Annotated in this window: 21 protein-coding genes and 2 tRNA genes; 21 read left to right on the top strand and 2 right to left on the bottom strand. The window is 62.2% G+C overall.

All coding sequences use genetic code 11. From position 1 onward, the window contains the following. Positions 1–105 precede the first annotated feature (105 nt). Complete coding sequence (locus KHZ24_07685) at positions 106–1,002, bottom strand: nitroreductase family protein (protein MBS5451075.1); 897 nt, start codon at positions 1,000–1,002, stop codon at positions 106–108. 202 nt (positions 1,003–1,204) lie between these two features. Here KHZ24_07685 and KHZ24_07680 point away from each other — a divergent pair, with 202 nt between their 5' ends. The 3 genes from KHZ24_07680 (at position 1,205) to KHZ24_07670 (ending at position 5,520) form a co-directional block, all read left to right on the top strand. Then, a complete protein-coding gene (locus KHZ24_07680; protein MBS5451074.1) occupies positions 1,205–2,548 on the top strand; it encodes an adenylosuccinate lyase in 1,344 nt (447 codons plus the stop codon). Between the two features lie 158 nt (positions 2,549–2,706). Then, positions 2,707–4,116 carry a cation:proton antiporter gene (locus KHZ24_07675; protein MBS5451073.1) on the top strand — a complete coding sequence of 470 codons (1,410 nt, stop codon included), beginning with the start codon at positions 2,707–2,709 and terminating at the stop codon, positions 4,114–4,116. Between the two features lie 168 nt (positions 4,117–4,284). Then, positions 4,285–5,520, top strand: a complete 1,236-nt coding sequence (locus tag KHZ24_07670) for a peptidylprolyl isomerase (GenBank protein ID MBS5451072.1) — start codon at positions 4,285–4,287, stop codon at positions 5,518–5,520. Here the strand turns inward: KHZ24_07670 and KHZ24_07665 are convergent, their stop codons facing one another. Beyond that, entirely contained in the window at positions 5,521–6,435 is a 915-nt protein-coding gene (locus KHZ24_07665; protein ID MBS5451071.1) for a trimeric intracellular cation channel family protein, read from the bottom strand. A 177-nt stretch (positions 6,436–6,612) separates the two neighbouring features. Here KHZ24_07665 and KHZ24_07660 point away from each other — a divergent pair. The 18 genes from KHZ24_07660 (at position 6,613) to KHZ24_07575 (ending at position 24,614) form a co-directional block, all read left to right on the top strand. Further along, positions 6,613–6,703, top strand: a tRNA-Ser gene (locus KHZ24_07660). 48 nt (positions 6,704–6,751) lie between these two features. Next, a tRNA-Ser gene (locus KHZ24_07655) sits at positions 6,752–6,844 on the top strand. Between the two features lie 324 nt (positions 6,845–7,168). Then, positions 7,169–7,714 carry a hypothetical protein gene (locus KHZ24_07650; protein ID MBS5451070.1) on the top strand — a complete coding sequence of 182 codons (546 nt, stop codon included), beginning with the start codon at positions 7,169–7,171 and terminating at the stop codon, positions 7,712–7,714. Positions 7,715–8,063: 349 nt separating this feature from the next. After that, on the top strand, positions 8,064–8,957 hold the full coding sequence (gene pstC / locus KHZ24_07645) for a phosphate ABC transporter permease subunit PstC (protein MBS5451069.1): 894 nt from the start codon (positions 8,064–8,066) through the stop codon (positions 8,955–8,957). 15 nt (positions 8,958–8,972) lie between these two features. Then, entirely contained in the window at positions 8,973–9,938 is a 966-nt protein-coding gene (gene pstA, locus KHZ24_07640) for a phosphate ABC transporter permease PstA (GenBank protein ID MBS5451068.1), read from the top strand. Positions 9,939–10,711: 773 nt separating this feature from the next. Next, positions 10,712–11,659: a phosphate ABC transporter substrate-binding protein gene (locus KHZ24_07635; protein ID MBS5451067.1), complete on the top strand. Its 948-nt coding sequence runs from the start codon at positions 10,712–10,714 to the stop codon at positions 11,657–11,659. Between the two features lie 307 nt (positions 11,660–11,966). Then, on the top strand, positions 11,967–12,266 hold the full coding sequence (locus KHZ24_07630; protein MBS5451066.1) for a 30S ribosomal protein S6: 300 nt from the start codon (positions 11,967–11,969) through the stop codon (positions 12,264–12,266). A 47-nt stretch (positions 12,267–12,313) separates the two neighbouring features. Continuing rightward, complete coding sequence (ssb, locus tag KHZ24_07625; protein MBS5451065.1) at positions 12,314–12,790, top strand: single-stranded DNA-binding protein; 477 nt, start codon at positions 12,314–12,316, stop codon at positions 12,788–12,790. Positions 12,791–12,886: 96 nt separating this feature from the next. Continuing rightward, positions 12,887–13,150 carry a 30S ribosomal protein S18 gene (rpsR, locus tag KHZ24_07620; GenBank protein ID MBS5451064.1) on the top strand — a complete coding sequence of 88 codons (264 nt, stop codon included), beginning with the start codon at positions 12,887–12,889 and terminating at the stop codon, positions 13,148–13,150. Between the two features lie 9 nt (positions 13,151–13,159). Beyond that, a complete protein-coding gene (locus KHZ24_07615; GenBank protein ID MBS5451063.1) occupies positions 13,160–14,158 on the top strand; it encodes a DUF2232 domain-containing protein in 999 nt (332 codons plus the stop codon). 90 nt (positions 14,159–14,248) lie between these two features. Continuing rightward, the gene (rplI, locus tag KHZ24_07610) at positions 14,249–14,794 is read left to right on the top strand and encodes a 50S ribosomal protein L9 (protein MBS5451062.1); all 546 of its coding nucleotides are present in this window, start codon (positions 14,249–14,251) and stop codon (positions 14,792–14,794) included. 152 nt (positions 14,795–14,946) lie between these two features. After that, complete coding sequence (gene dnaB / locus KHZ24_07605; protein ID MBS5451061.1) at positions 14,947–16,338, top strand: replicative DNA helicase; 1,392 nt, start codon at positions 14,947–14,949, stop codon at positions 16,336–16,338. 148 nt (positions 16,339–16,486) lie between these two features. Next, positions 16,487–17,770 (top strand): adenylosuccinate synthase, encoded by a 1,284-nt coding sequence (locus KHZ24_07600; protein MBS5451060.1) that lies wholly within the window; start codon positions 16,487–16,489, stop codon positions 17,768–17,770. A 133-nt stretch (positions 17,771–17,903) separates the two neighbouring features. Then, on the top strand, positions 17,904–19,202 hold the full coding sequence (gene purD, locus KHZ24_07595; protein ID MBS5451059.1) for a phosphoribosylamine--glycine ligase: 1,299 nt from the start codon (positions 17,904–17,906) through the stop codon (positions 19,200–19,202). Positions 19,203–19,207: 5 nt separating this feature from the next. Next, on the top strand, positions 19,208–19,807 hold the full coding sequence (locus KHZ24_07590) for an NUDIX hydrolase (protein MBS5451058.1): 600 nt from the start codon (positions 19,208–19,210) through the stop codon (positions 19,805–19,807). Positions 19,808–19,900: 93 nt separating this feature from the next. Then, positions 19,901–21,751: an ABC transporter ATP-binding protein gene (locus KHZ24_07585; GenBank protein ID MBS5451057.1), complete on the top strand. Its 1,851-nt coding sequence runs from the start codon at positions 19,901–19,903 to the stop codon at positions 21,749–21,751. A 576-nt stretch (positions 21,752–22,327) separates the two neighbouring features. Further along, a complete protein-coding gene (locus KHZ24_07580) occupies positions 22,328–23,029 on the top strand; it encodes a hypothetical protein (protein MBS5451056.1) in 702 nt (233 codons plus the stop codon). A 334-nt stretch (positions 23,030–23,363) separates the two neighbouring features. Continuing rightward, positions 23,364–24,614, top strand: coding sequence for an ATP-binding protein (locus tag KHZ24_07575; protein ID MBS5451055.1), 1,251 nt, complete (start codon positions 23,364–23,366; stop codon positions 24,612–24,614). Positions 24,615–24,690 lie beyond the last annotated feature (76 nt).

The following is a 24,690-nucleotide window of genomic DNA, read 5'->3' as shown; positions in this document are numbered from 1 at the left end:
GGACATTCTTTTGCGGTGAGATGCGGGATCCTCGCTTCACTATCGAAGCGAGGACCCCACGTTGGTTTGGTTGGCAAGTCAACGCCTACCTCGTGCGTTGGATCCCTATTCGGTGCTCTCTGCCTGCCCATCGGCGTGCCATCGGCGGACCCACCAGGCACCGGAGCGGTTCATCTCAGCCATGAAGTCCGAGGTGTGCTTGCGGTGGTAGAGTTTGCGGACGCGCTCGCCGGCCGGCGCCCCGGCCGCGATGGCATGCGGCGTGAACTTGGCGTCGAGCTCGGCGATGACGGCGTCGGACGTCTCGTTGTCGGGCAGCACGTAGCGATCCTGCATGACGAGGCTCGTCACGGGGTGCGGCGTCTGGGGGTAGGTGGGCACAGCAGTGCCCGTAGCCTCTCGACTCTCCCCTTCGGCGGGAACGTCGTCAACGGTGCACGAAACGGACTTCGCGCCGGCCTTGGCGAGGCGCTTGTGGCCGAACACGAGCAGTGACAGCGGCACGGTCGCCGGTGGCATGTCGAGTAGCTCGGCCACGCGCTCACCCTGCTCAATGACGTCGCCGATGTAGCAGCTGCCGATGCCGAGCGACTCCGCCGCAATGACGGCCGTCTGGGCGGCGCACATGGCGTCTTGGCAGCCGAGCATGAAGTCGCCCATGCCGGGTTGGCGATAGCCTGCGAACTCGGGGAACGATGCGAGCGACGGGTCGTCGTAGCAGCCGACGCGCTCGTAGAGGTCCTGCCACTTGCGCACGTCGCAGGCGAACAGCACCCACAGCGGCGCTTTGAGCATGAACGGCTGGTCGCCGCAGATGCGGCAGAGCTCGGCGCGCGTGTCCGGGTCGTCGATGACGATCATGGAGTAGAACATCATCGCTCCGGCAGAGGGTGCGCGGCTTGCGGCGTGGAGGATGGCCTGACGCTGCTCGTCGCTGACGGGCTCGTCAGTGAAGGCGCGCGTCGACGTGCGGCGCTCGATGGCTTCGAGCACGGGGTTCATGAGCGCGGGAACGGGCTCGTCAACTGTTTTGGCAGGGTAGCGCCCGGATGCGTCAGCAAGTGTCATGGGGACTCCTTGGGAAGGGGTGTCAGAACGCTGCCAAGTTTATACTGAACAAGAGAAGTCAAAAGGACGTGCCGTCGCGCGCAAGGCATGTCTGCACATCCGACCCCGCCACGAGGAGCCCAAGGAGGCCGCCGTCATGATCGACCGCTACACCCGTCCGGAGATGGGCCACATCTTCTCGCTTGAGAATAAGTATGCCGTGTGGCAGGAGATCGAGGTTCTGGCCTGCGAGGCCCAGGCCGAGCTTGGGAACATTGGTATCACGCGCGATGAGGCTGCGTGGATTCGTGACCATGCGAAGTTCGTCAAGGAAGAGGTCGACGAGATTGAGGCGACGACGAACCATGACGTCATTGCCTTCCTCACGAACATGGGCTCCTACATCGATGCCGAGGTGCCCGAAGGCCAGCCTAAGCCGAGCCGGTGGGTCCACTACGGCATGACGAGCTCCGACCTCGGCGACACGTCGCTGTGCTATCAACTCACACAGGCCTGCGACATCATCATCGAGGACGTGCGAAAGCTCGGCGAGATTTGCAAGCGTCGCGCCTTTGAGGAGAAGGACACGCTGTGCGCTGGCCGCACGCATGGTATCCACGCCGAGCCGATGACGTTTGGCATGAAGTTCGGCAGCTGGGCTTGGGAGCTGCGCCGCGATCTCGACCGCCTGCTTGACGCGCGCAAGAACGTTGCCGTTGGTGCCATCTCCGGTGCCGTGGGCTCCTATAGCTCCATCGATCCGTTCGTCGAGGAGTACGTCTGCAAGCACCTCGGCCTTGAGCACGACCCGCTGTCGACGCAGGTCATCTCCCGTGACCACCACGCCTACCTCGCCGGTGTCCTCGCCACGACGGCTGCCACGTGCGAGCGCATTGCCACGGAGGTGCGCAACCTGCAAAAGACGGATACGCTTGAGGCCGAAGAGCCGTTCAAGAAGGGCCAGAAGGGCAGCTCCGCCATGCCCCACAAGCGCAACCCCATCACGATGGAGAAGGTTTGCGGCCTGTCGCGCGTCGTGAAGGCCAACGCCCAGGTCGCCTTCGATAACGTGGCGCTGTGGCACGAGCGCGACATCTCGCACTCCAGCGCCGAGCGTGTTGCGCAGGCCGATAGCTTTATCGCGCTCGACCACATGTTCCAGTGCCTCATCCGCGTCATCGACGGCCTGCAGCTCTATCCGGCGCGCATGATGGCCAACCTCAACAAGACGCGCGGCCTCATCTTCTCGTCCAAGGTGCTGCTCGCCCTCGTCGACACGGGCATCACGCGTGAGGAGGCATACAAGATCGTGCAAGAGAACGCCATGGCGACGTGGCATGAGGTGCAGGACTGCGAGCCGGGCACGACGTTCCAGGAGAAGCTCGAGGCCGACCCCCGCTGCACGATCGCCAAGGAGAAGCTCGACGAGATCTTTGATCCGTGGGACTTCTTGACGCGCATCGACGTGCTGTTCAAGAGGCTTGAGGGGCTGACGTTCTAAGCGGCGTTCTGAGGTGCCGGCTTCCAAAGCGAGGCCGGCACCTTTGTATAGGGGAGCGTCTAGAGAAGCGCTCGGATAAGAATTAGAATGCGAGACTGTCGCGGCGGGGCTTCCCGACGCGTCCGAATGACTCGCGTCTCCGAAGGCTGGCCTTCTCTATGACTACCACGCTCATCTCGCTGCTCATTATCTCGATCGTCGCCCTTGCTGGCCCGCTGGTTGCCGGCCTCATCCCTGGGAAGCCTGTCCCAGAGGTTGTGTTCCTCATCATTCTCGGTGCCGTGCTCGGTCCAAACATGCTGGGCGTTTTGCAGATCACGGAAGGTGTTCGGACGGTTGGCCAGCTTGGTTCGGCCTTCCTATTCCTCATCGCAGGATACGAGGTCAACCAGAACGATCTGCTGGGAGGACTTGGAAAAACGGCGGCCATCGCGTGGGTTGGCTGCTTTGCATTGGGCTTTGTCCTCATTGCCCTGCTTGTCGAGGGGCAACCGACGAGCCTGCACGACCTTGCACTCACGATCGTGCTCACGACGACGGCATACGGCACGCTGGCGCCAATTCTGAGGGAGCGCAGCATCACGGGTACGCCGGTGGGACGTGCGATTGTCGCCCACGGTGTTGCCGGAGAGCTCTTCCCCATTCTCGCCATCGCCATTCTGCTCACGACGCGCGCTCGCTGGGAGTCTGCGCTCATCGTCGTCGCCTTCTTTGTTGTGGCTGTCTCGATGGCCGTCATCCCCGCACGGGCTCGGAATGTTGGTAGCCGTATGTACGGCGTTGTTGAGCGGGTTCGTGAGACGAATACGAACTCCCAGACGCTCGTGCGTGCCGTGCTCGTGCTGCTGTTCGCACTCGTTGTTTTCTCCGCCGTCTTCGGCCTTGATGTCGTGCTCGGCGCTTTTGCGGCTGGTGGGGCCCTGCGCTATATCATTCCCGACGGTAACGTTTTGCTCGAGCAGAAGATCCAGGCACTCGGCTTCGGGTTCCTCATCCCGGCCTTCTTCGTCGTGTCCGGCGCCGGTATCAATTTGCCGGCCGTCGTTGGTAACCCGGTCATTCTTCTGGGCAGCGTCGCCATCATCCTTGTAGTGCGCGGCCTTCCGGTGTTCCTCTCGACGTTTGTCAGCGCTGAGACCCGCGCGTTCACGATGATGCAGCGCGTCGAGGTCACGCTGTACTCAGCGATGGCACTGCCTCTTGTCGTCGCCGTGTGTGAAGTCGCCGTTGCCGGCGGTTTCATGACGGAGGAAACGTCGAGCGTTCTTGTCACTGCCGGCGCTGTTACCGTGCTCATCATTCCCGTGCTTGCTTCTCTGACGCGTCAGATCTCGGCGGCTCATCCCCTGTCCGAGCTCCACGATCTCCTGCTGTACCCCGCGCATAGGGAACAGATCCGATCTCTCTATCACGAGTCCCGTCTGAGCGCTCGCGAACGGTTGCGCTCCGTTGCCCGTGACGGCGAGTCCGATGAGATGGATCGCTTTGACGAGTCGGGACGCCTGCAGGGGGAGTTTGAGCTCCGACGTTCCGAACTGATCGAATCGCTGGTCCGGTCGAAGAAATAATGCGCCACGGATGTCTATCTGTATTTTGACTGTCCCCGCCTGCGATCCATAACTCCTGCATCAAGCGTGCATTGCTGCTGGATATCGTCATTGCAAACGGTGAGGTCCTCTGATAGGGCCCCGGCCGGTGGCATAGCACAGGCCTTTGGGCCGTCGCGAGGGGGACGCATGCGAATTGCTTCCGGGTGGGCATACGGGTGTGTCGGCGTGGCGCTGGGAGTCATGCTGACCGTCGGCGCGGCTGGTTGCGCCGCCTTCCCCGGAGCCACGTCTTCCGAGGCAACGGAAGGCTCGACGGAGGACATCGTGCGTCAGGCCGCCGACTCGGCGGGCATTTCACAAGAAGACGTTGCCATCGTCGTGGATGGTCGCGTCTTTACCCAGCAAGATGTCGATCGCTATGTCAAACAGTCTCGCGCCATACTCGGCTTCTCTGATGATGAGGCTTACTCCGACTATCTCGAGGGCGCGGGCATCAGCTCGTGGGATTTTCGCAAGCAGGTTATGCGAACGCTCATCCGCAATACTCTGATCAAAAGCGATGCCGATGAGCATGGCGTAACGGTGGATGACGCCACGGTGCAAGCGTATATCGGTCGTCTCGAGGAGCGCTACCCTTCACGTAGTGCCTGGCTGCAGGCCCTCTCAAACAGCGGGTATACCGAAGAGTCCTATACGACGACCGTGCGCCTCGACCTGTTGTCAAAAGCTCTCAAGGACGCTGTCATCACTGCCCCCGAGCTCACGGAGGAGCAGATTCAGCAGTATACCGTCATGGTGGCGCCAACGCTCGCGGGGCGCCGCTCGTCGCACATCTTGTTCTCAAACGACGATTTCGAGACAGCGGTCGATGTCTACCAGCGACTACTTGACGGTGCCGACTTTGCTGAAATGGCGCGCGAGTACTCCATCGACGGAACAGGTGCCAACGGCGGTGACGTGGGCTGGGACAGCGTTGGCAATTTTGTCTCTGATTATGAGAGTGCCCTCAGGAAGCTTGAGCCGGGAGAGATGTCTCCGGTCGTGAAGAGCCAGTTCGGCTATCACATCATCCTGTGCACGGAGAAGTACGAGCCTACATATCTTGATGACGGCACCATCGACTTGAGTTCCATTCCCGACGACCTCATGGACATCATCAAGGCTTCCATGTCCGAGAGCCTGGAAGACCAGATGTTTAACACCTATCTGTCGAACCTCGAGGCGACGGCGACGCTGGCGGCGTTCGACGAGAACGGTAACCAGGTGAGTCCTGATGAGCTCGGTCTCTCCACGGAAGAGATTCCGCTCAACGGAGACACAAGCTCCGACGAGGCCATCGATGACGTTATCGATCCCAATGTGGACAATGACGTCGACAGCGTCGTCTCCACGTCCAAGGGCGCCGTATCTCTTGCTGGCTAGCTACTTCGCGTCGTTATCTGGCCTGTTGACGTCCCCGTCGTGTCGCTGAAGACGGAAGCCTGGCTTGACGGCGGGCATCGCTCCCGTTTGCCCCGGTCGTTCGTCCTGGGTGGTCTCGTCTCGATGGGCGGCAAGGGGATTGTCCTTGCTGTGGCGGATGGTGTGCCATGCTTGCTTGAGGGGTCCGGCAACGCGTGGGGTCAGGTCGACGGGCGCCGTCGTTTGCAGGTTGAACTTCACTGAGGCGTAGCGTAATCCCACGGTGACGACGACGCAGGCAAAGGCTGCCAGCGCCTTCACGACATGCGCCTCGACGAGCCCCATATATACGGCCGAACCGGCGACGGCGGTGATGGCGTAGTAGTTGCTCCCCTTGAAGATGCCGGGCACCTCGCCCAGGCAGATGTCGCGCAGCATGCCGCCGCCCACCGCTGTGATCGTGCCCATGAGGACACAGGGGAGAAAGCCGTAGTCCAGGCGCAACGTTTTGTCCGCGCCCGCGTAGGCAAACAGCGCAACCGCAAGGATGTCGAAGAAGAAAACGAGTCCGTCGAGGCGCCGAAACGCTGATCGGAAGAAGAATACGATCAGGGCAACAACCGTGCTCGTGATCATCGTGCTTGGGCTGTCGAGCATGTAGATCTGGTCTGTTGGCAGCGCCATGTCGCGTAGCAGACCGCCGCCCAGACTCGTGACCATGGCGAGAACGATGACGCCGACGATGTCGAGCCGGCGATCGACAGCGACCATGGCGCCAGAGATGGCACCGGCGACGACGGCGGCGTATTCGAGGATCCAGGGCATGGCGGCGATGGAGACGTGCGGGTCGATCGTCGTGGTGACAGCATCGACGATGGCTTGGGGGAAGCCCGAGCCGCCGACATCGGATAGCAAGAAGAGGCCGAACGTTCCCATGGCGAGTCCTCCAAGTCCGACTCAGCGAATCCGTAGGGCTCCGCATTTCGGGCCCGATGTCGCACCTCAGTGATTGTATATGGCGAAACGTGGTGGATTGGACGAGGTATTGCGGATTTGGAAGAATCTCTGCTCTGTTGCCTTCGTCTTAGGTATAATACCTCTGCTATTTCGATTGGAGAGCTGTCCGAGTGGCCGAAGGAGCACGATTGGAAATCGTGTAGGCGGCAAAACCGTCTCTGGGGTTCAAATCCCCAGCTCTCCGCCAGAGAATTCCGGCAGCGCGCTCAGAGATGGGCGCGCTGCCTCACCCCACGGAGGGGTGGCAGAGTGGTTGAATGCGGCGGTCTCGAAAACCGTTTAGCCGGTACTCCCGGCTACGAGGGTTCGAATCCCTCCCCCTCCGCCAGTTTTACTTTCGAACCCGGCTAATTGGCCGGGTTTTTGTTAATGCGAGTCGATGGGATTCGAACCCGTGAGGGCGCGAGCGTTAAGCGAAGGGCGCAGTGTGCCGTTCGTAGCGAGCGGGCGAGAGAGCGAAGCGAACGAAGCAAGGTGCGGCTGCCGAAGGCAGGCGTGGAATCCCTCCCCCTCCGCCAGCTTTACTTTCAAACCCGGCATAACAGCCGGGTTTTTTGTTAATGCGACGCCAAGGGCCCGACATCCCAGTCGGACCCTTTTTCGTATATGGTATCTGCCATCGAATGCATCGTCGGAATGACAGGAGTACCCAATGGAACAGATCACGCTCGACATCAGCGACAACGTGCAGCGCGCCATGGACTACGCGTTTGACGAGGCCCAGCAATATCTCTCGTCTAACGGTGGCTTCCAGCCGTTTACGGTGACGGTCGTCGACGAGGGCCTTGAGGTTAACGCGCATGAGGGAGACAGCCCCGACGCCATTCGCGAGTCGGTGAAGGGCCTGCTCGCCACCGACATGCCCGAGGGCTATGCGCTTGCCTACGACGGCTACATCGACACGGACGACGGCACGCTTGACGCTATCATCGTTGAGGTCGCGGGCCGCGGCGCCGCCAAGGCTGACGCGCTGGCCATGATCTACACACGCGAGGCCGACGGTAGCTACACGTTTGACCCCACGTATGGCTACATCGGTTCGGAGGCCCAGCTCTATCCGGCTGGCACGAAGCCGATTGTCAGCGGCCTGGCGATGCTCAAGGACGAGGAGACCTCCGACGCTGAGGAGTTTGCTGACGACGAGCCCGTCGAGGCCGAGGAAGCTCCCCGTTCTGAAGAGGACGCCCCCCTCGCGTAGGCGGTATCCCCGCGCCCTCGAGCGCAGCATGTTCACAATCGGGGGCGCGGGGTAACGTCGCGGCCATCGCAACGTCAGGGCTTCGTAAGCCCACATCACCCCGGCGTAACGTTTACCTGAACGGCCTTTTATGAGCCGTTGTTCCTTCCTATGCTGCCCGCAAAGCCCGGAATGGGCTTTCCCCGTTGCCTGCGCTGCGGGGACGTTTGCGAGCGGGATGGGACCTATGACAGAGCACGATATGATCGACGGGGCTGCGGGCCGGGAAAGGCCGGCTCCGGTGGGAGGGCCTGCACCGAAGGCTGACTTCTCTACATCGTTCGGCGCCGGCTGCGACATCAAGTCCGTGATGCCCAAGAGGCGTGTAGAGACGTTGGGCAAGACCGTCTCCGGTATTTGCATCGCCGTGATGGTCATTCTCGTGCTGTCGCTCATCTTCATGGTTGCCCAGAAGGGCCTCGCCACGTTTCTGTCCGATGGCGTGTCTCCCCTGGCGTTTCTCACGGGCACGAGGTGGTCACCCAGCTCGGTTGACGAGACGACCGGCCTGCCTTATCTGGGCTCGCTGCCTATGATCGTCGGATCGTTCTCCGTGTCACTGCTTGCCGTTCTCATTGCCCTGCCTGTTTCCCTATGCTGCGCCATCTTCGTTTCCGAGATCGCGCCTGGCTTCGGGCGCAAGGTGTTCCAGCCGTTCATCGAGCTGCTCGTCGGTATCCCGTCTGTCGTTTACGGTCTCATCGGCTTGACGGTTATCGTTTCGTTTACCCGCAGCTTTGCTGGCGGCACGGGATACGGCATCTTCTCGGGCTCCATCGTGCTTGCCCTCATGATCATGCCGACGATCACCTCCCTTTCCATCGATGCTCTGGCCGCCGTTCCTCAGGACTATCGCGAGGGTGCCTACGGCCTGGGCTCCACACGCTGGCAGACGATTTATCGCGTCGTGTTGCGTAGCGCCCTGCCTGCTCTGGGAACGGCTGTCATCTTGGGCCTGACGCGCGCGTTTGGCGAGGCGCTTGCCGTGCAGATGGTCATCGGCAACGCGGCACTTATGCCGACGGGCCTGTTCACGCCTGCATCGACGCTTACGAGCGTGCTGACGATGGGCATGGGCAACACCGTGTCGGGCACCGTGCAGAATGACGCGCTGTGGACGCTGGCGATGCTGCTCATGATCATGTCGCTTGTGTTCATCGCGATCATCCATCTCATCGGCCACAAGAGCACCGTCAAGGCGTAAGGGGCGCACATACCAATGGCTACCTCAAATAACGGCACCCCCAAGGGAACTGCGAACCTCTCCCCTGCTGCGCGCCAGCTTGTTGAAGAGACGCGCTCGCAGATTCGTTCCGACAAGATTGCGACAGGCGTGTTCGCTGTCGTCGTGGGCCTTGTCTGCCTGCTCGTTGTCGTCCTTGTCGGTGGGATTCTCGTACAAGGTGTTCCGCATCTGAGCTGGAGCTTTCTAACGAGTGATCCCGAGCAGTTCAAGGAGGGCGGCGGCATCGGCCCCGAGTTGTTCAACTCGTTTTACCTGCTGGTGTTGACGCTGCTCGTCAGCGTGCCCATCTCTTTGGGCGCGGCAATCTATCTGTCGGAATACGCTCCCGACAACAGGCTTACGCACGTGCTCAAGACGCTCATCGAGGCTCTGTCGTCGCTGCCGTCCATTGTCGTGGGCCTCTTTGGCTTCCTGCTGTTCGTTATCTATTTCAAGTGGAACTTCTCCATCCTGTCGGGTGCTATCGCGTTGACGATGTTCAACCTGCCGATTCTCGTGCGCGTCATGCAGCAGTCGCTCGAGGCCGTGCCCGACGCCCAGCGCGAGGCGGGCCTGGCTCTGGGCCTGTCCCGCTGGGAGACTACGGTTCGCATTCTGCTGCCCGCTGCCCTTCCCGGCATTGTGACGGGCGTCATCCTGTCGGCTGGCCGCGTGTTCGGCGAGGCTGCGGCGCTCATCTATACGGCAGGCCAGTCCGCCCCGTCGCTTGACTTTGGCAACTTTGACCTGTCGAGTCCGGCCTGTCCGTGGAATCTCATGCGTCCGGCCGAGACGCTGGCTGTGCACATCTGGAAGATCAATAGCGAGGGCGTCGTGCCTGACCTCGATGCCGTGTCCAACGGCACTGCTGCCGTGCTGATGATCTGCATCCTGGCGTTCAATCTGGGAGCGCGTTTCATCGGGCGAGCGGCCAGCCGGAAGCTCACAGCTGCGGAGTAACTGAGGGGCGCTCGCTGCTGCGACGCCTCTCCGCCACGCAAGATCCCGGCCCCTCCCCGCGTGTTGAACGCGGGGAGGGGCCGGTTTTGTTTTGCAGCTTGTTGCGGCGATGAGATCTGACGCTAGGAGAAGCGTATGGGGTTGGTCAATTTCGTCGGTGCTGCAGCATTTTGCAAATCGAGGCGCTGAAAGTGGGCGCAAATCACGGCTGTGCGGTGTTTGCGGGATGCCCAAAGGATGGCGGAGGTATGCGGTGCAGCGTTTCCGCAGGTGACGCTCGGGACAAGCGGGAATGATGCGCAGACCAAGCTAAGCAAACCTTGCACAGACGCAAAACGCGCCCATTTTCAGACGCGCGGTTTGCAAAACCTTGCACAGGCGGCATTAGTGACCATCCCGGGCTGGTCCGAGCGCGAACGCCGGCCGGTGGAGGCTTGCTCGGACTGGATATGCCCTTCCTTTGCGGATATGTGGCGCAAATGCGCACGGCATGTAAAGGACGTGCGGGCCGCCATGTCTTTGCAACGCCATCGCCGCAGGTAAACAACGAAGGGACAGCGTATGCCGTAACGTCGGAGTTACCTAAAGTTCATCGGTATGTAAGGCCTCGTCAGCGCAGGGTAACGCTCCGTCGACGAGCATCTTCCGGCGAGCAGCACTCCCTATCCTAGGCAGCGAAAGGTCACAAGGGCTCCGCCGACCGGCGGGGCTCGGCACGGGTGGAACGCCTGCCCGCAACCCAGAGAAGAAGGGTTTCACGCATGACTGATTCGATGTCTCGCCGTTCGTTCCTCGGCATGGCCGCCGGCGTTGCTGCTGTTGCAGGCCTGGGTGTCATGAGCGCGAACGCCTTCGCCGCCGAGGCCGCCTCCTCCGCCAAGGACAAGGGTGCTTCCGCTGCTAAGGACGCCGCGAACGTCTGGAACAAGACCGAGGTTGCTGCCGGCAGCATCACCGCTGTGGGCTCCACGGCCCTGCAGCCCCTTGCCGAGGCCGCTGCCGAGCAGTACACGGCTGAGTACACGAACGTCCAGATCAGCGTTCAGGGTGGCGGTTCTGGTACGGGTCTTTCCCAGGTTTCCCAGGGCGCCGTTCAGATCGGCAACTCTGACCTGTTCGCCGAGGAGAAGGACATCGATCCGGCCAACCTCGTCGACAACAAGGTCTGCGTTGTGGGCATGGGCCCGATCGTCAACGCCGACTGCGGCGTGAGCGACGTGAAGATGGAGGATCTGAAGGCCATCTTCACGGGCAACATCACGAACTGGAAGGATCTCGGCGGCAACGACGAGGCTATCACCGTCATCAACCGTGCTGCGGGTTCGGGCACGCGCGCCACGTTCGAGGCCGCTGTTCTCGGTGGCGACGAGGCCATGACGGCCCAGGAGCAGGATTCCTCCGGCACGGTTGCCAAGATGGTTGCCGAGACGCCCGGTGCGATCAGCTACCTGGCCTTCTCCTACTTCGAGGGTGCCAAGTTCACCGCTCTCAAGGTCGATGGCGTCGAGCCTGCTGCGGCGAGCGTCGAGTCGGGCGAGTGGAAGATCTGGGCCTACGAGCACATGTACATCTCGAAGGATGCCGATCAGGCCACGAAGGACTTCATCGAGTACATGCTCTCCGACAAGGTCCAGGGCGAGCTTGTCGAGAAGATGGGCTACATCCCGATGACGGGCATGAAGGTCGAGAAGAACGCCAAGGGCGAGGTCACTGAGCTCTAAACAGCGCGCCAAAACAAAACGATGTACTCCCAGCCCCGATCGGCGATAGGCCGGTCGGGGTTTTGCGTGCCAGAAGGTTTTTTTTCTCGGGGTCAGTTGCGTGTCAGGGCGCCGTCAGATTGGCATGAGGCCCGTGTCAGACGTCGGGGTGTACGCTGATAGGGCGCGAACATATGGAAACGTCGTGGGAGAGACCGAATGACTTGCTCGGGAGAACGGGACAGAGTAGAGTAGATTGGTCATTCCCTGCCCCGGGCGTCTGCCTTCATGAGTCTCGGGGCCACTTTAGCCCAGAGGAGGTGACACCATGAAGGCTTATGAACTGCTGTTCTTTGTGAACCCGTCCATCACCGACGAGGCTCGCGCCGGCGTTATGAAGAAGATCGACATCGCCATTACGGAGAACGGTGGCGTTGTCGACGACGTCGACTCGTGGGGCAAGCGCAAGCTCGCGTTCCCCATCGACCACCTGACCGAGGGCGATTACACCCTGATCAACTTCCACGCTGATCCCACCAACATTGCCGAGCTGGACCGCATCCTGCGCATCTCCGACGACGTGATCCGTCACATGATCGTTCGTCGCGACGACAAGGACGTGGCGTAGGCACGCGCGCGTGAGCGCGCAGGTGGAATGTGAGGAGTTGTGGGCGTATGAGCAACATCAATCGCGTCATCATCAGCGGTCGTCTCACGCGTGACCCCGAGGTCCGCGCGACCGCCGGCGGCACCACGGTCATGGGCCTGGGCGTCGCCGTCAACGACCGACGCCGCAACCAGCAGACCGGCCAGTGGGAAGACTACACGAACTTCATCGACTGCACGATGTTCGGGAACAGGGCTGACTCCCTGGGCCGCATCCTCACCAAGGGGATGCTCGTGTGCATCGAGGGTCGACTGCGCTGGAGCAGCTGGGACGGCAAGGATGGCCAGAAGCGCAGCAAGATCGAAGTCATCGTCGACGAGATCGAGCTGCCGTCGCGCTCGCAGGGCGCAGGCCAGGGCGGCTATGCCGACCAGGGCGGCGCTCCCTCACAGGGCGGATATGCCCCGCAGGCCCCGGCGTACAGCGCCGCTCCCCTGCAGCAGCCGCCCATGGATACGACTTACGACGACGAGATTCCCTTCTAAGGGGCTTGTCGAAAACTCGCACCTGTTCGGCTGCTCGCATGAGAGATGGTCGACGGGTGCATAACCCCGCACACAGCGGAAGGAGGTATGCACATCATGGCTCAGCAAGATTTCGCTCGTCAGCCTCACAAGAAGGCCTGCCAGCTCTGCAAGGACCGCGTCGAGTTCATCGACTACAAGGACGTGCAGCTGCTGCGCAAGTACATGACTGACCGCGGCAAGATCAAGCCCCGTCGCGTGACGGGTGCTTGCCGCCAGCACCAGCACGAGATGGCCATGGCCATTAAGCGCGCCCGCGAGATGGCGCTCGTCCCCTACACGGTAGCCGTCGTCAGCGGCAACCGCGAGCGTCGAGGCTAACGAAGAATCATGGACGAGAGTCCCGCCGATACCGCGCTGGCTCGAAACGACGAACAGAAGGCTTCTTGGCCTGCACGTCCGTTGATTGAGATCGTCCTGTGTGTCGTCGGTTCTCTCCTCTCGACGTTCTTCGCGCCCCTTGGCGTTGGCCTCATGGTGGTGGGCGTCTATCTTCTTCGGAGACCTGAAGAGGGTAAGGCGCTGTGGGGGGTCGCGGCATGCCTCGTGCCGTGTGCGCTTCTCTGCCTGGCAGATTGGGTGAACCTCGGTTCACTCGCACTCCCCCAGGTTGTTGGTGCACTTGTCATGGGGCTTGTTCTCCCGGGACATATTGGCATCACTTCGGTGTGTGCCTGTATCCTCGGGTTGACGGCTCTCTCCCTGGGGACGGATGCGGCTTTGCTTGCATCGTTTGGATCGAGCCTTCCGTCTTACGTCAACGCGACGTTTGACGAGATGGCACAGATCACCCAGGACGCTGCCAGCAGCACGGGCGTGGGAATCACGGTTTCCGCGGCCATGCAGCAGAGTATTGACTACATGCGAAGCATCTGGCCTCTCATTTATGTGGGCCAAGCAGCAATGTCGGTACTCATGGGGCTTGTCGGGCTCGGAATCGCTCGGCGCACCTCCATGGCGCGGCTTTACGAGGCGTACGTACGCTTCGACGTGCCCCTGTGGGGTATGGTGCTCATTGCGGTGTGTGCGGTGTGCTGGGCGGTGTCACGTCTTGGCGTGACGGGTGCGGCGACGTTTGCGAGTGCTGCGCTCTGCTTGTTCATCTGCCTGCGGGTGCTGTACTTCCTGCAGGGCATGGCGGTTGCCATGAGCATAATGGACAAGCGGGGATACGGTTCGATCGCCAGGATCCTCGTGATCATGGCGCTTCTGCTTCTCGAGGGTTCGTTCTATGTCGTTTGCGTCGCTGGCGCAATCGATGCTTGGGCAAACTTCAGGAAGCTTCCTCGGCACGAGCGGGACGTCACGGCGCAGAGCGTCGAGCGATAGATAGAACCAACGGTGCGGCTGATCGTACCGGAGCTAGACAGACGTGTCGGCCGACACCTCGGCCATGGTTTCAAGTGAGGAGTTTCAATCATGAAGGTCATTCTCATGGGCGAGCTCAGGGGGAAGGGCGGCGAGGGCGACGTCATTGACGTTGCCGACGGTTTCGCCAATAACTGGCTCTTCCCTCAGAAGATCGCCATCCCGGCGACTGCGAGCAACCTCAAGCAGCTCGAGCAGCGCCGCAATAACATCCAGAAGCGTGAGGCCGCCCGCCTGACTGACGCCAGCGCTATCAAGGCTCAGCTCGACGGCAAGGCCGTGCGCATCGAGACGAAGGTCGGCGACGAGGGCCAGCTGTTCGGCTCCGTTACGGCCGCCCAGATCGCCGAGGCCGCCCAGAGCCAGCTCGGCGTCGAGGTCGATCGCAAGCGCATCGTGATCAACAAGCCGATCAAGGTTGCCGGTAGCCATCAGGTGCCCGTCGCCCTGTATCGCGACATCGTGGCCACCATCACGGTCGAGGTCAACGACGCCGACGGCTTTGCCGCTGCCGACGCCGAGCCCGAGGCCGAGGAGGCTGTCGAGGAGGTCACCGAGGAGACCGCTGAGGTCGCCGAGGAGGCTGTGGAGGCCTAGTCCTCCGCGCGTTGCTTGTCACGAGCGTCCCGAGGGGCCGCCACCATTGGCATTCGTGTCGAGGTGGCGGCCCTTTGCTGTTTTGTGGGCTACAATCGCCTTCCTGAGACGCGAGGGGGCGTCTGGCTCTACACGGAAGGAAGCGCTGAGCGATGGCCATGGACATAAACGAGCCTGACAGTCGCCTGACGGGCGGTAACGTGATGCCGCAGAACACGGACGCCGAGGCGGCCGTCCTCGCTGCCGCGGTGTTGTCGCCCGAGGTCGTGCCCGACATCGTCTCACTGCTCAAGGTCGAGGACTTCTACCGCCCGGCACACCGCGTCGTCTATGCAGCCATCACAGACTTGTTCCAGCGCGACATCCCCATTGACCAGCTCTCGCTCGCAGACTACCTCGAGGCGTCCAATCAGCTGCAGCTTGTCGGTGGCAAGACGTTCGTTATCGACCTTGCGAGTAACGGTGCCGTCGCACTCGTCAACTGGCGTCAGCACGCAGCCATCGTCAAGCGCTGCGCCGTGTTGCGCGCCATCATCGCAGCCTCGACGAGCATCACGGCCTTGGCGTTCGACGCGCCTGCCGACGACATCGAGTCCATCGTCGAGCAGTCCGAAGCCATGCTGCTCTCCGTCACGAACCGTGAGGTAGAGAGCGCCTCGCACCCGCTCGGCGACTTCGTGATGCAGGCCTACGACGAGATCGCCGCCATTGCCACGGGTAACGCGCACATCGCCGGCATCTCGACGGGCTTCACCGAGCTCGATAAGGTGCTGTTGGGTCTGCGACCGGGCACGATGCACATCATCGGCGCCCGCCCTGGCGTCGGAAAGACGGCTTTCGCCCTTTCGCTGGCGCTCAACGTGGCAAAAGCCGGCACGCCCGTCGTGTTCTTCTCGCTGGAGATGAGCGGCTCGGAAATCGCGACGCGTCTTCTGTGCAGCGAGGCGGGCATTTCGAGCGAGGCCGTGCGCCAGGGCAGCATCATGGACGACGAGTGGCAGCCGCTCGTCGAGGCCACAGAACGCCTGTCGAGTCTCGATTTCACCGTCGACGATACGGCTGGCACGAACGTCATCGAGATCCGCACGAAGGCACGCCGCCTGCTGCATGGCAAGGAAGGCGGTCTCATCATCGTGGACTACCTACAGCTCATCAACCCGGTGAACACGGGGCGCGAGAAGAACCGCACGAACGAGGTCGGCGAGATGTCCCGTGCGCTCAAAGTGCTCGCCAAGGATCTCGGTGTGCCGGTCATCGCCCTGTCGCAGCTCTCCCGAGAGGTGGACAAACGGCCCGACAAGCGCCCCGTCCTGGGCGACCTGCGCGAGTCGGGTTCCATCGAGCAGGACGCAGATACCGTTATGTTCATCGACCGCTCGCTGACGGAGGACGAGGCCAATGACGAGAAGCACGACCGCCCACCGCTGGGTACGGCCAACATCATCGTGGCTAAGAACCGTGCTGGCCGCTCTGGCGTCGACGTGCCGCTCGTGTTCCTCGCCGACAAGACGGCGTTCCGCAACATGTCCCGCTCCGAGGGCTAGGGCGCGGCTGACTCGCTGATTCTGTCGTGAGTGTCGGAAGCCCGGCGCGCTGTCGCATCAAAAACGCGCTCCGGGTATACTGCTGGAGTAACTGTCACCTGGGGCGATCGCTTGGCGTTCTCGCCTCACGCGAGAGAGAAGAGCATACATGCCCGCTACGATTCTTGTCGGCACCCAGTGGGGCGACGAAGGCAAGGGCAAGGTCACCGACCTCATCTCCGATAAGTACGACTACGTCGTGCGCTATCAGGGCGGCAACAACGCCGGCCACACGGTCATCACCCCCAAGTACAAGCTGGCGCTGCACCTCATCCCGTCGGGCGTCATGTACCCCACCATCACGCCGGTCATTGGCAACGGCTGCGTCATCGACCCCAAGGTGCTCATCGAGGAGATGAACATCCTGGAGGGCGAGGGCATCAGCTGCGAGCGCCTCAAGATCTCGGGCAACGCGCACATCATCATGCCGTATCACCGTGACCTCGACGGTGCGAGCGAGCGCCGTCTCGGCAACAACCTCATCGGCACGACGCGTCGCGGCATCGGCCCGGCCTACCAGGATAAGGCGAGCCGCATGGGCCTGCGCATGCAGGACATGCTCGACAAGGGCATCTTCCGCGAGAAGGTCGAGGCTGCGCTGCAGGAGAAGAACGACATCCTTTCCAAGGTGTACGGCCTGCCCACCTACACGGTCGACCAGATCTGCGATGAGTTCTTTGTCTACGCCGACAAGCTTGCTCCCTACATCACCGACACGGCTGCCCTGCTGCAGGGCGCCGTCGCCAACGACGAGAACATCCTGTTCGAGGGCGCCCAGGCCACGATGCTCGACATCGACTTTGGCACCTACCCGTTCGTGACGTCGTCGAGCTGCTCGGCCGGTGGCGCCATCATCGGCAGCGGTGTGGGCATGAAGAACATCGACCGCATCCTGGGCATCGCGAAGGCTTACATCACGCGCGTCGGCTCCGGCCCGTTCCCCACGGAGATTCCGGCTGATGAGCCGGCAGGCGAGCTCCTGTGCACCGTCGGCAGCGAGATTGGCGTGACGACGGGTCGCAAGCGTCGCTGTGGCTGGTTCGATGCCGTCGTGGCAAAGTACGCGGCCGCCGTCAACGGCCTGACCGACCTGGCCATCACGAAGCTCGACGTGCTGTCGTCGCTCGACAAGATCAAGGTCTGCACGGCTTACGAGTGCGACGGCCAGGTCTATCGCACCGTGCCGCAGAGCCAGACGTTGTTTCACCACGCCAAGCCGATCTACGAGGAGATGCCCGGCTGGAACGAGGACATCTCGATGTGCCGCAGCTTCTACGAGCTGCCACGCGCGGCCAAGGACTACATCGACTTCATCGAGGACCTCTCCGGCGTGAAGGTGTCCATCATCGCCGTGGGTCCGTCTCGCGAGCAGACGATCATGCGCCACTGGTAGGAGCGCTTGCCTGAGGGATCGCTTCGCGGCGACGCGGCCGGTACGGGTCCCTCTCACATCGTCGGAAATCATTCCGGCTCGGCGGCAGGCGCACAGGCCTTCGTCGGGCCGGATTTGTATGAAAGGGCAGGTCATGGATATCCTTTTGCTGGGCAGCGGCGGCCGCGAGCATGCGATAGCCGTGTCGCTCAAGAAGTCCTCCTCGTGCGGCACGCTCTACGTGGCCCCGGGCAACGGCGGCACGGCCTCCATCGCCAAGAACGTCTCGCTCGACATCAACGACGCGACGGCGGTCACGAAGTTTGCCCAGGAGCACAACATCGGGCTTGTCGTCATTGGCCCCGAGGCGCCGCTTGTGGCCGGCGTGGCCGACGCGGTGCGCGAGGAGGGCATCCCGTGCTTTGGCCCGGGTGCGCACGGCGCCCAGCTCGAGGGCTCCAAGCGCTTCTCCAAGGAGTTCATGGTGCGCCACGGCATCCCGACGGCGGACTACGAGGCGTTCACGGAGGCTGAGCCGGCGCGCGCGTATGTGAGCGAGCGCTTCGCGGCTGGTGTGGGCGTGCTTGTCGTTAAGGCCGACGGTTTGGCTGCGGGCAAGGGCGTCGTCGTCGCGAAGGACGAGCCGGAGGCGCTGGCCGCCGTTGACGCGTGCTTCGAGGGCCACTTCGGCGCCGCGGGTTCCACGGTCGTCATCGAGGAGGGCCTGACGGGCCCCGAGTGCTCCTACCTGGTGTTCACCGATGGCACGACCATGCGTCCCATGGCGACGGCCCAGGACCACAAGCGCGCCTACGACGGCGACCGCGGTCCGAACACGGGCGGCATGGGCTGCTACTCGCCGGTGCCCATCGTCACGGACGACGAGATGGCCCAAATGACGGCCATCATGGAGAAGGCCGTTGCAGGCATGGCGGCTGACGGCATCGACTATCGCGGCGTGCTGTACGGCGGCTTCATGCTGACGCCGCAGGGCCCGAAGGTGCTGGAGTTCAACGCGCGTTTCGGCGATCCCGAGACGCAAGTCATCCTGCCTCGCCTCAAGACTGACCTCGTCGACGTCATGATGGCGTGTGCCGAGTGCCGTCTGGCAGATGTCGAGCTGTCCTGGCGTCCCGAGTGGGCCGTCACGGTCGTGCTCGCTTCTAAGGGTTACCCGCTCAGCTATAAGAAGGGCTTTGCGATTACGGACATCGACAAGGCCAATGCGCTGCCGGGCGTCACGGTGTATCACGCGGGTACGGCGCTCGACGCCGAGGGCGTGCTGCGCACGGCCGGCGGGCGCGTGCTGGACGTTACGGCCATCGGCGAGACGTTCTCGGAGGCGCGCGACCGTGCCTACGAGGCGGCGGACGCCATCTCGTTTGACGGAAAGATGATGCGCCTTGACGTCGGCCTGCGTGCGTTGAGCGGCCGCGCTGCCTGGGAGGCGTAGTCGAGATGGGGGATGTTGAGGCTCAGGCTACTCAGGTGGGCGACGACGGCCTGTCCGAGGTTATCGAGAGCTCCGTCCAACAGTGGGCCGGCTCGTTTCTCGTTGCGGACGACGTGACGGTGCGCCTGCCTGATGGTCGCCTCGCCCATCGCGACGTGCTGCGCCACCCCGGCTCCGTTGGTGTCATTGCACTGACCGACGACAACAAGGTCGTGCTCGTGCATCAGTACCGCACGGCGCTCGAGCAGGTGACGCTGGAGATTCCCGCCGGCAAGCTTGACGGCGGCGAAGATCCGGAGAGCGCCATCCGCCGCGAGCTCAAGGAGGAGACGGGCTACGAGGCCGAGCGCGTGGCATTCCTCTGCCACATCGCGCTGGCGGCGGGCTACTCCGACGAGATCATGAGTCTCTACATGGCCATGGGCCTGCGCTTTACGGGTGCCGAGCCCGATGACGACGAGTTCATCCATGTTGACCTCGTCAATCTCGACGAGATGGTCGATCGCGTGCTTGACGGCAGGGTCATCGACTCGAAGACGATGATCGGCGTTCTGCTGTGCGATGCGATCGCGCGTCGTATGGGGCGAATCGAGCAGACCGCCTAAGCCGCGGTGCTGTGCCGTACACGGCTGTGGCGTATGGCCGCTCGGCGGCTCATCGAGCTTTCTGCAAGAAACGGCGTCGTCGGATGGGGCATGATGCATCCGACGGCGCCGAGTTGTTTTGGTAGGCGGATCGTGATTGATGAGGAGGCGCTCGTGGCTCAGGGCGGACAGGCAGGGGCACCGACGGCAGAGCCCCGCAAGAAGACGAGTGCGTTTGGGCGCTTCATCTCCTACTACGGGCCGCAGAAGCACCTTTTCTGGATAGACATGGCCTGCGCGCTCATCGTGGCCGCCATCGACCTGTCGTTCCCACAGATCTTGCGCACGCTGACGAACGGCCTGTTCGAGGGCCCGTCCGCCGAGATCTACTCTGCGCTGTTCCTGCTGCTCGTGGGCCTCGTCGTCATGTATGCCGTGCGCTACGGCTGTCGCTACTTCGTGGCAGCGTGGGGCCACATCATGGGCGCGCGCATGGAGAGCCGCATGCGCGCCGACTTGTTCGACCAGTACGAGCGGTTCTCGTTTTCGTGGTTTGATCGCGTGAAGACGGGCGACATGATGAGCCGCGTCGTCAGCGACCTGTTCGACATCTCCGAAGCCGCCCACCACGGCCCGGAGAACATCGTCATCAGCTCTATCGAGATCATTGGCATGCTCGTGATTATGGCGCTCATCAACTGGCAGCTCGCGCTGGCCTTGGCGCTGGTCACGACTGCCGTTGTTATCTACCTCATCCAGCGCAACAAGGCGCTGCAAGCGACGTTCCATGACAACCGCGTCAAGATCTCGGGCATCAACTCGCAGCTCGAGGATTCGCTGGCGGGCATTCGCGTCGTCAAGAGCTTTGCGGCTGAGGACTACGAGCGCGGCAAGTTCTACCGCTCCAATGACGCGTACCTTGCCTCGAAGGAGCGCACGTACCGGTGCATGGGGACGTTCAGCGCCGTGAGCTCCACGATGTCGGGCATGCTGTACACCGTCGTCATCGTGCTGGGCGGCTACCTCGTGGCGTCGGGACAGATGGTGGCATCTGACCTGGCCATTTTCGCACTGTACATCGGCATCCTGAACACGCCGATCGAGACGCTCGTCAACTTCACGGAGGTGTTCCAGAAGGCGTCGGCCGGCTTCAAGCGGTTCTGCGAGATTCTCGACACGAAGCCGGACATCGTCGACCGACCCGGTGCTCCCGACATCGCCGTGAGAGAGGGACGCATCGACTTCGACGACGTCTGCTTCTCCTATGACGGCGAGACCGATGTGCTCGACCATCTCGACCTGCACGTGGAGCCGGGGATGACCGTGGCGCTCGTCGGGCCCTCAGGTGGTGGCAAGACGACGACGTGCTCGCTCGTGCCGCGCTTCTACGACGTGCGCTCGGGTGCGGTGCACATCGACGGCGTTGACGTGCGCGACGTGACGCAGGACAGCTTGCGGCGCAGCATCGGTATCGTGCAGCAGGACGTGTACCTCTTCGACGGAACGATCGGTGAGAACATCGCCTACGGTCGTCCGGACGCGTCGCTTGAGGAAATCATCGACGCGGCGAAGAAGGCCAACATCCACGAGTTCGTGATGAGCCTGCCGGCGGGGTACGACACGATGGTGGGCGAGCGCGGGGCGAGGTTGTCCGGCGGCCAGAAGCAGCGCATCTCTATCGCGCGCGTGTTTCTGAAGAACCCGCCGATCATCATCCTCGACGAGGCGACGAGCGCTCTGGACAACGAGAGCGAGCGGGCCGTGCAAGCGTCGCTTGCGCACCTGTCGCGCGGGCGCACGACGCTTGTCATCGCGCATCGCCTCTCGACGATCCGCAGTGCCGACCGCATCGTTGCCATGCAGGACGGCCAGGTCGCTGAGAGCGGCACCCACGATGAGCTCGTGGCGGCCAACGGCATCTACGCGAAGTACTATCGGATGCAGTTCGAGGGGGTTGTTGACTAAAGAAGTGCCGGCCGGGGACCACGGCACTCCATCTGCTGCGTTGGACCGGGGCTTACGTAGCGTCTAGTACGCTACGCCCCGGTCCGCCTTGCATCTGGGGTACTGTGGCCCCGGCTAACGAAGTCGATTTGAAATTGCAAGCGGCGGTGCCCCGTCTTGTTTGCTACGTTCTTGGCGGCTCGCGTATTCCAATACGCATCGCCGCCGGGCGCCTTGCAGCTGGGGCGTCGTGACGCCTGCTAACGGGGTAGTTTTGTGCGGCACTCCACCATCTGCTGCGTTCCCCGGCGGCTCGCGTATGTCCAATACGCTTCACCGCCGGGTGCCTTGCATCTGGAACACTGTGGCCCCGGCTGATGTGGTTGCTTCAAAAATGATCAAATCCCTGTGGACGGCAGGAATTGGGCGACGGACGGATTTGCGGTGCGTAGAATCGCTGGCAGGGACGCCGTTTGCGGGGGTCAAGGTTGTTCAGACGCGGGTAACTGCGTATAGTTCAAGATCGTCGAAGTGTGCGCGGCTTGCGTGGCTGCGCACTTTCGTGCGTTGATGTCCGGCTTAGGAGAAGGCAGGCCCATGGAAACTGACAGCCATCGACCCGAGGAGGCGTCCCAGGAGGCGCATCCGCATGGGTATACGCTGGCCGATGCAGAGATGGAGCGCCTGCGTGCCAAGCGCGAGTCGGGCGACGTGCTCGACCCTCTCGCTCTGGACGATCCCAAGGGGGAATCTGTCGAGCGCGTTGTCATGCGCGTCGGCATCACCGTTGTTGTCATTCTCGTTGTTGGTATCCTGCTCGCTCAGGTTGCCTGCAAAAACATCCGCCTTTCCATGGTGCCCGACCTGTCGTCCGGTGTCACGCAGGAGCGCGTTGAGTCGGCACTGTCGAACGGCATCCTCTGGGGCAACGAAATCGTGACGTTCCCTGGAAACACGCAGGTTGATGCCGTTGATACGACGACGGGCACGCTCCGCGTCACCATGAGCGACGACACGGCTCGCTCTCTCGAGCAGATGGCCTCCTCGGCGCAGACGCGTGCCATGGCCTTGGCGATGAACGCGTTCGAGGATGCGGCCGTGCAGAACGTCGTCGTTGACGTGCAGGGGCACGTGTCTGCCGAAGACGGCAAGCTCAGCGGCAAGGCGAGCGACCCGATGCAGACCGTCCTGACGTTTACGTGGGCGCGAAACGCCGACGATCCGACCGGCTTCACGATGAGCCTGTCCGGCTACGACCTCTCTGCCACGACAGGCGCGACCGATCCTCTCGCGGAGTAGCGCCGCCGAACCTCATCCCCTACGCCCTAATACGGCGGCCGCCCCATCCTTCCGGGCGGCCGCCTTTTTCGTTGCTGGGGCCGTTCTCGCTGCCGAGACATCGCAGGCGCCGGATGCCGTGGGAACGTTGCGGGGCGCTGGAAGTGCCGGGTGCCGCTGGCATGCTGAGGGCCCCATCGCTGGCTTCGTGAGAGTGACTTTAGAATCTTGGGCAATTGGCAAATATTCTACAGTCTCATGTAGCTACGAGGCCTGGAGCCCATCTGACTCAGCCTAAGATAAGTTTATAATCAGTGGCAATTGGCAGAGATTCTAAAGTAAAGTGAGTAGTGCCATGAGAATTGACCGCGCTCTCTATCTCGGCAAGCTGATTGATCGCAAGCACAACGGACTCGTCAAGGTTGTGACGGGAATCCGCCGCTGCGGCAAGTCCTTCCTGCTGTTCGACCTCTTCAGGGAGCACCTTCTTGCCTCCGGGGTCCCGGCGGACCATATCATCGAAATCAAGCTTGATGACCGGGCAAATAAGGGGTTGCGTGACCCCGACGCCTGCTACGCCTACGTGAGGTCTCGTTTGGTTGACGGTGCCATGTACTACATCCTGCTCGACGAGGTACAGCTCATGGATGAGTTCGAGGACGTGCTCAACGGCTTTCTCCACTTCGAAAATGCCGACGTGTACGTGACCGGTAGCAATTCGAAGTTTCTCTCCTCGGACATCATCACGGAGTTCAGGGGACGTGGCGACGAGGTTCGCATCCATCCGCTGAGCTTTGCCGAGTTCTACTCCGCTCGAGGGGGCGAGTGGGATGAGGCATGGAACGAGTACTACACGTATGGGGGCATGCCGCGCGTTGTCGATATGGCGCGCGAAGAGGATAAGGTGACGTACCTCGACCGTCTTTTTTCGGAAACCTACCTGCGCGACATCATCGAGCGCAACGGCATCCAGCGACCGACTGAGTTGGGAGAACTTGTCGATTTCGTCGCGTCATCCATCGGGTCGCTGACCAATCCTGCCCGGCTTGCTGCTACGTTTAAGAGCGTGAAGCGTATCGACATTTCCGAGGTGACAGTCGCGCGTTACCTCGACTGCCTTGAGGATGCGTTCATGGTGAGCCATGCTGCTCGCTATGACGTGCGGGGCCGCCGGGCGATTGGCTCGCCATTTAAGTACTACTTCGAGGACGTGGGGCTGCGCAACGCCCGGCTCAAGTTTCGCCAGCAGGAACAGACGCACATCATGGAGAACGTCATCTACAACGAGCTCGTCATGCGGGGATTTGCCGTGGACGTCGGCGTCGTCGACATCCGAAAGATGAAGGACGGCGAGCGCAGGACGATTCGCACGGAGATTGACTTCGTGGCCAACCTGGGGAGCCGGCGCTATTACATCCAGTCCGCGCTTTCGCTGCCTACCGAGGAGAAGCGGGCCCAGGAGGTGCGTTCACTGAACGGGGCGGAGGATTCGTTCAAGAAAATTGTCGTCGTGCGCGACAACGTGATGCTGAGCCGCGACGAAAAGGGCATCGTGACGATGGGGCTCAAGCAGTTTCTGCTCGACCCGAACAGCCTTGATCTCTAGCAACTTCAGAATCACGGGCAATTGGCAGAGATTCTAAAGTCGTTTGGTGCGATGGGGATTTAGGTGCGATGGGGGT

The sequence above is a fragment of the Coriobacteriia bacterium genome (genome assembly GCA_018368455.1).
Taxonomy (GTDB): Bacteria; Actinomycetota; Coriobacteriia; order Coriobacteriales; family UMGS124; genus JAGZEG01.
The sequence above is the reverse complement of the archived record's forward strand: the minus strand, read 5'-3'. Positions and strand labels throughout refer to the sequence as shown.

Excerpts from the sequence above, each read along its gene's own strand:
- KHZ24_07685 (MBS5451075.1), bottom strand. The coding sequence starts at position 1,002 with ATGAACCCCGTGCTCGAAGCCATCGAGCGCCGCACGTCGACGCGCGCC.
- KHZ24_07680 (MBS5451074.1), top strand. The coding sequence starts at position 1,205 with ATGATCGACCGCTACACCCGTCCGGAGATGGGCCACATCTTCTCGCTT.
- KHZ24_07675 (MBS5451073.1), top strand. The coding sequence starts at position 2,707 with ATGACTACCACGCTCATCTCGCTGCTCATTATCTCGATCGTCGCCCTT.
- KHZ24_07670 (MBS5451072.1), top strand. The coding sequence starts at position 4,285 with ATGCGAATTGCTTCCGGGTGGGCATACGGGTGTGTCGGCGTGGCGCTG.
- KHZ24_07665 (MBS5451071.1), bottom strand. The coding sequence starts at position 6,435 with ATGGGAACGTTCGGCCTCTTCTTGCTATCCGATGTCGGCGGCTCGGGC.
- KHZ24_07650 (MBS5451070.1), top strand. The coding sequence starts at position 7,169 with ATGGAACAGATCACGCTCGACATCAGCGACAACGTGCAGCGCGCCATG.
- pstC (MBS5451069.1), top strand. The coding sequence starts at position 8,064 with ATGCCCAAGAGGCGTGTAGAGACGTTGGGCAAGACCGTCTCCGGTATT.
- pstA (MBS5451068.1), top strand. The coding sequence starts at position 8,973 with ATGGCTACCTCAAATAACGGCACCCCCAAGGGAACTGCGAACCTCTCC.
- KHZ24_07635 (MBS5451067.1), top strand. The coding sequence starts at position 10,712 with ATGTCTCGCCGTTCGTTCCTCGGCATGGCCGCCGGCGTTGCTGCTGTT.
- KHZ24_07630 (MBS5451066.1), top strand. The coding sequence starts at position 11,967 with ATGAAGGCTTATGAACTGCTGTTCTTTGTGAACCCGTCCATCACCGAC.
- ssb (MBS5451065.1), top strand. The coding sequence starts at position 12,314 with ATGAGCAACATCAATCGCGTCATCATCAGCGGTCGTCTCACGCGTGAC.
- rpsR (MBS5451064.1), top strand. The coding sequence starts at position 12,887 with ATGGCTCAGCAAGATTTCGCTCGTCAGCCTCACAAGAAGGCCTGCCAG.
- KHZ24_07615 (MBS5451063.1), top strand. The coding sequence starts at position 13,160 with ATGGACGAGAGTCCCGCCGATACCGCGCTGGCTCGAAACGACGAACAG.
- rplI (MBS5451062.1), top strand. The coding sequence starts at position 14,249 with ATGAAGGTCATTCTCATGGGCGAGCTCAGGGGGAAGGGCGGCGAGGGC.
- dnaB (MBS5451061.1), top strand. The coding sequence starts at position 14,947 with ATGGCCATGGACATAAACGAGCCTGACAGTCGCCTGACGGGCGGTAAC.
- KHZ24_07600 (MBS5451060.1), top strand. The coding sequence starts at position 16,487 with ATGCCCGCTACGATTCTTGTCGGCACCCAGTGGGGCGACGAAGGCAAG.
- purD (MBS5451059.1), top strand. The coding sequence starts at position 17,904 with ATGGATATCCTTTTGCTGGGCAGCGGCGGCCGCGAGCATGCGATAGCC.
- KHZ24_07590 (MBS5451058.1), top strand. The coding sequence starts at position 19,208 with ATGGGGGATGTTGAGGCTCAGGCTACTCAGGTGGGCGACGACGGCCTG.
- KHZ24_07585 (MBS5451057.1), top strand. The coding sequence starts at position 19,901 with ATGCATCCGACGGCGCCGAGTTGTTTTGGTAGGCGGATCGTGATTGAT.
- KHZ24_07580 (MBS5451056.1), top strand. The coding sequence starts at position 22,328 with ATGGAAACTGACAGCCATCGACCCGAGGAGGCGTCCCAGGAGGCGCAT.
- KHZ24_07575 (MBS5451055.1), top strand. The coding sequence starts at position 23,364 with ATGAGAATTGACCGCGCTCTCTATCTCGGCAAGCTGATTGATCGCAAG.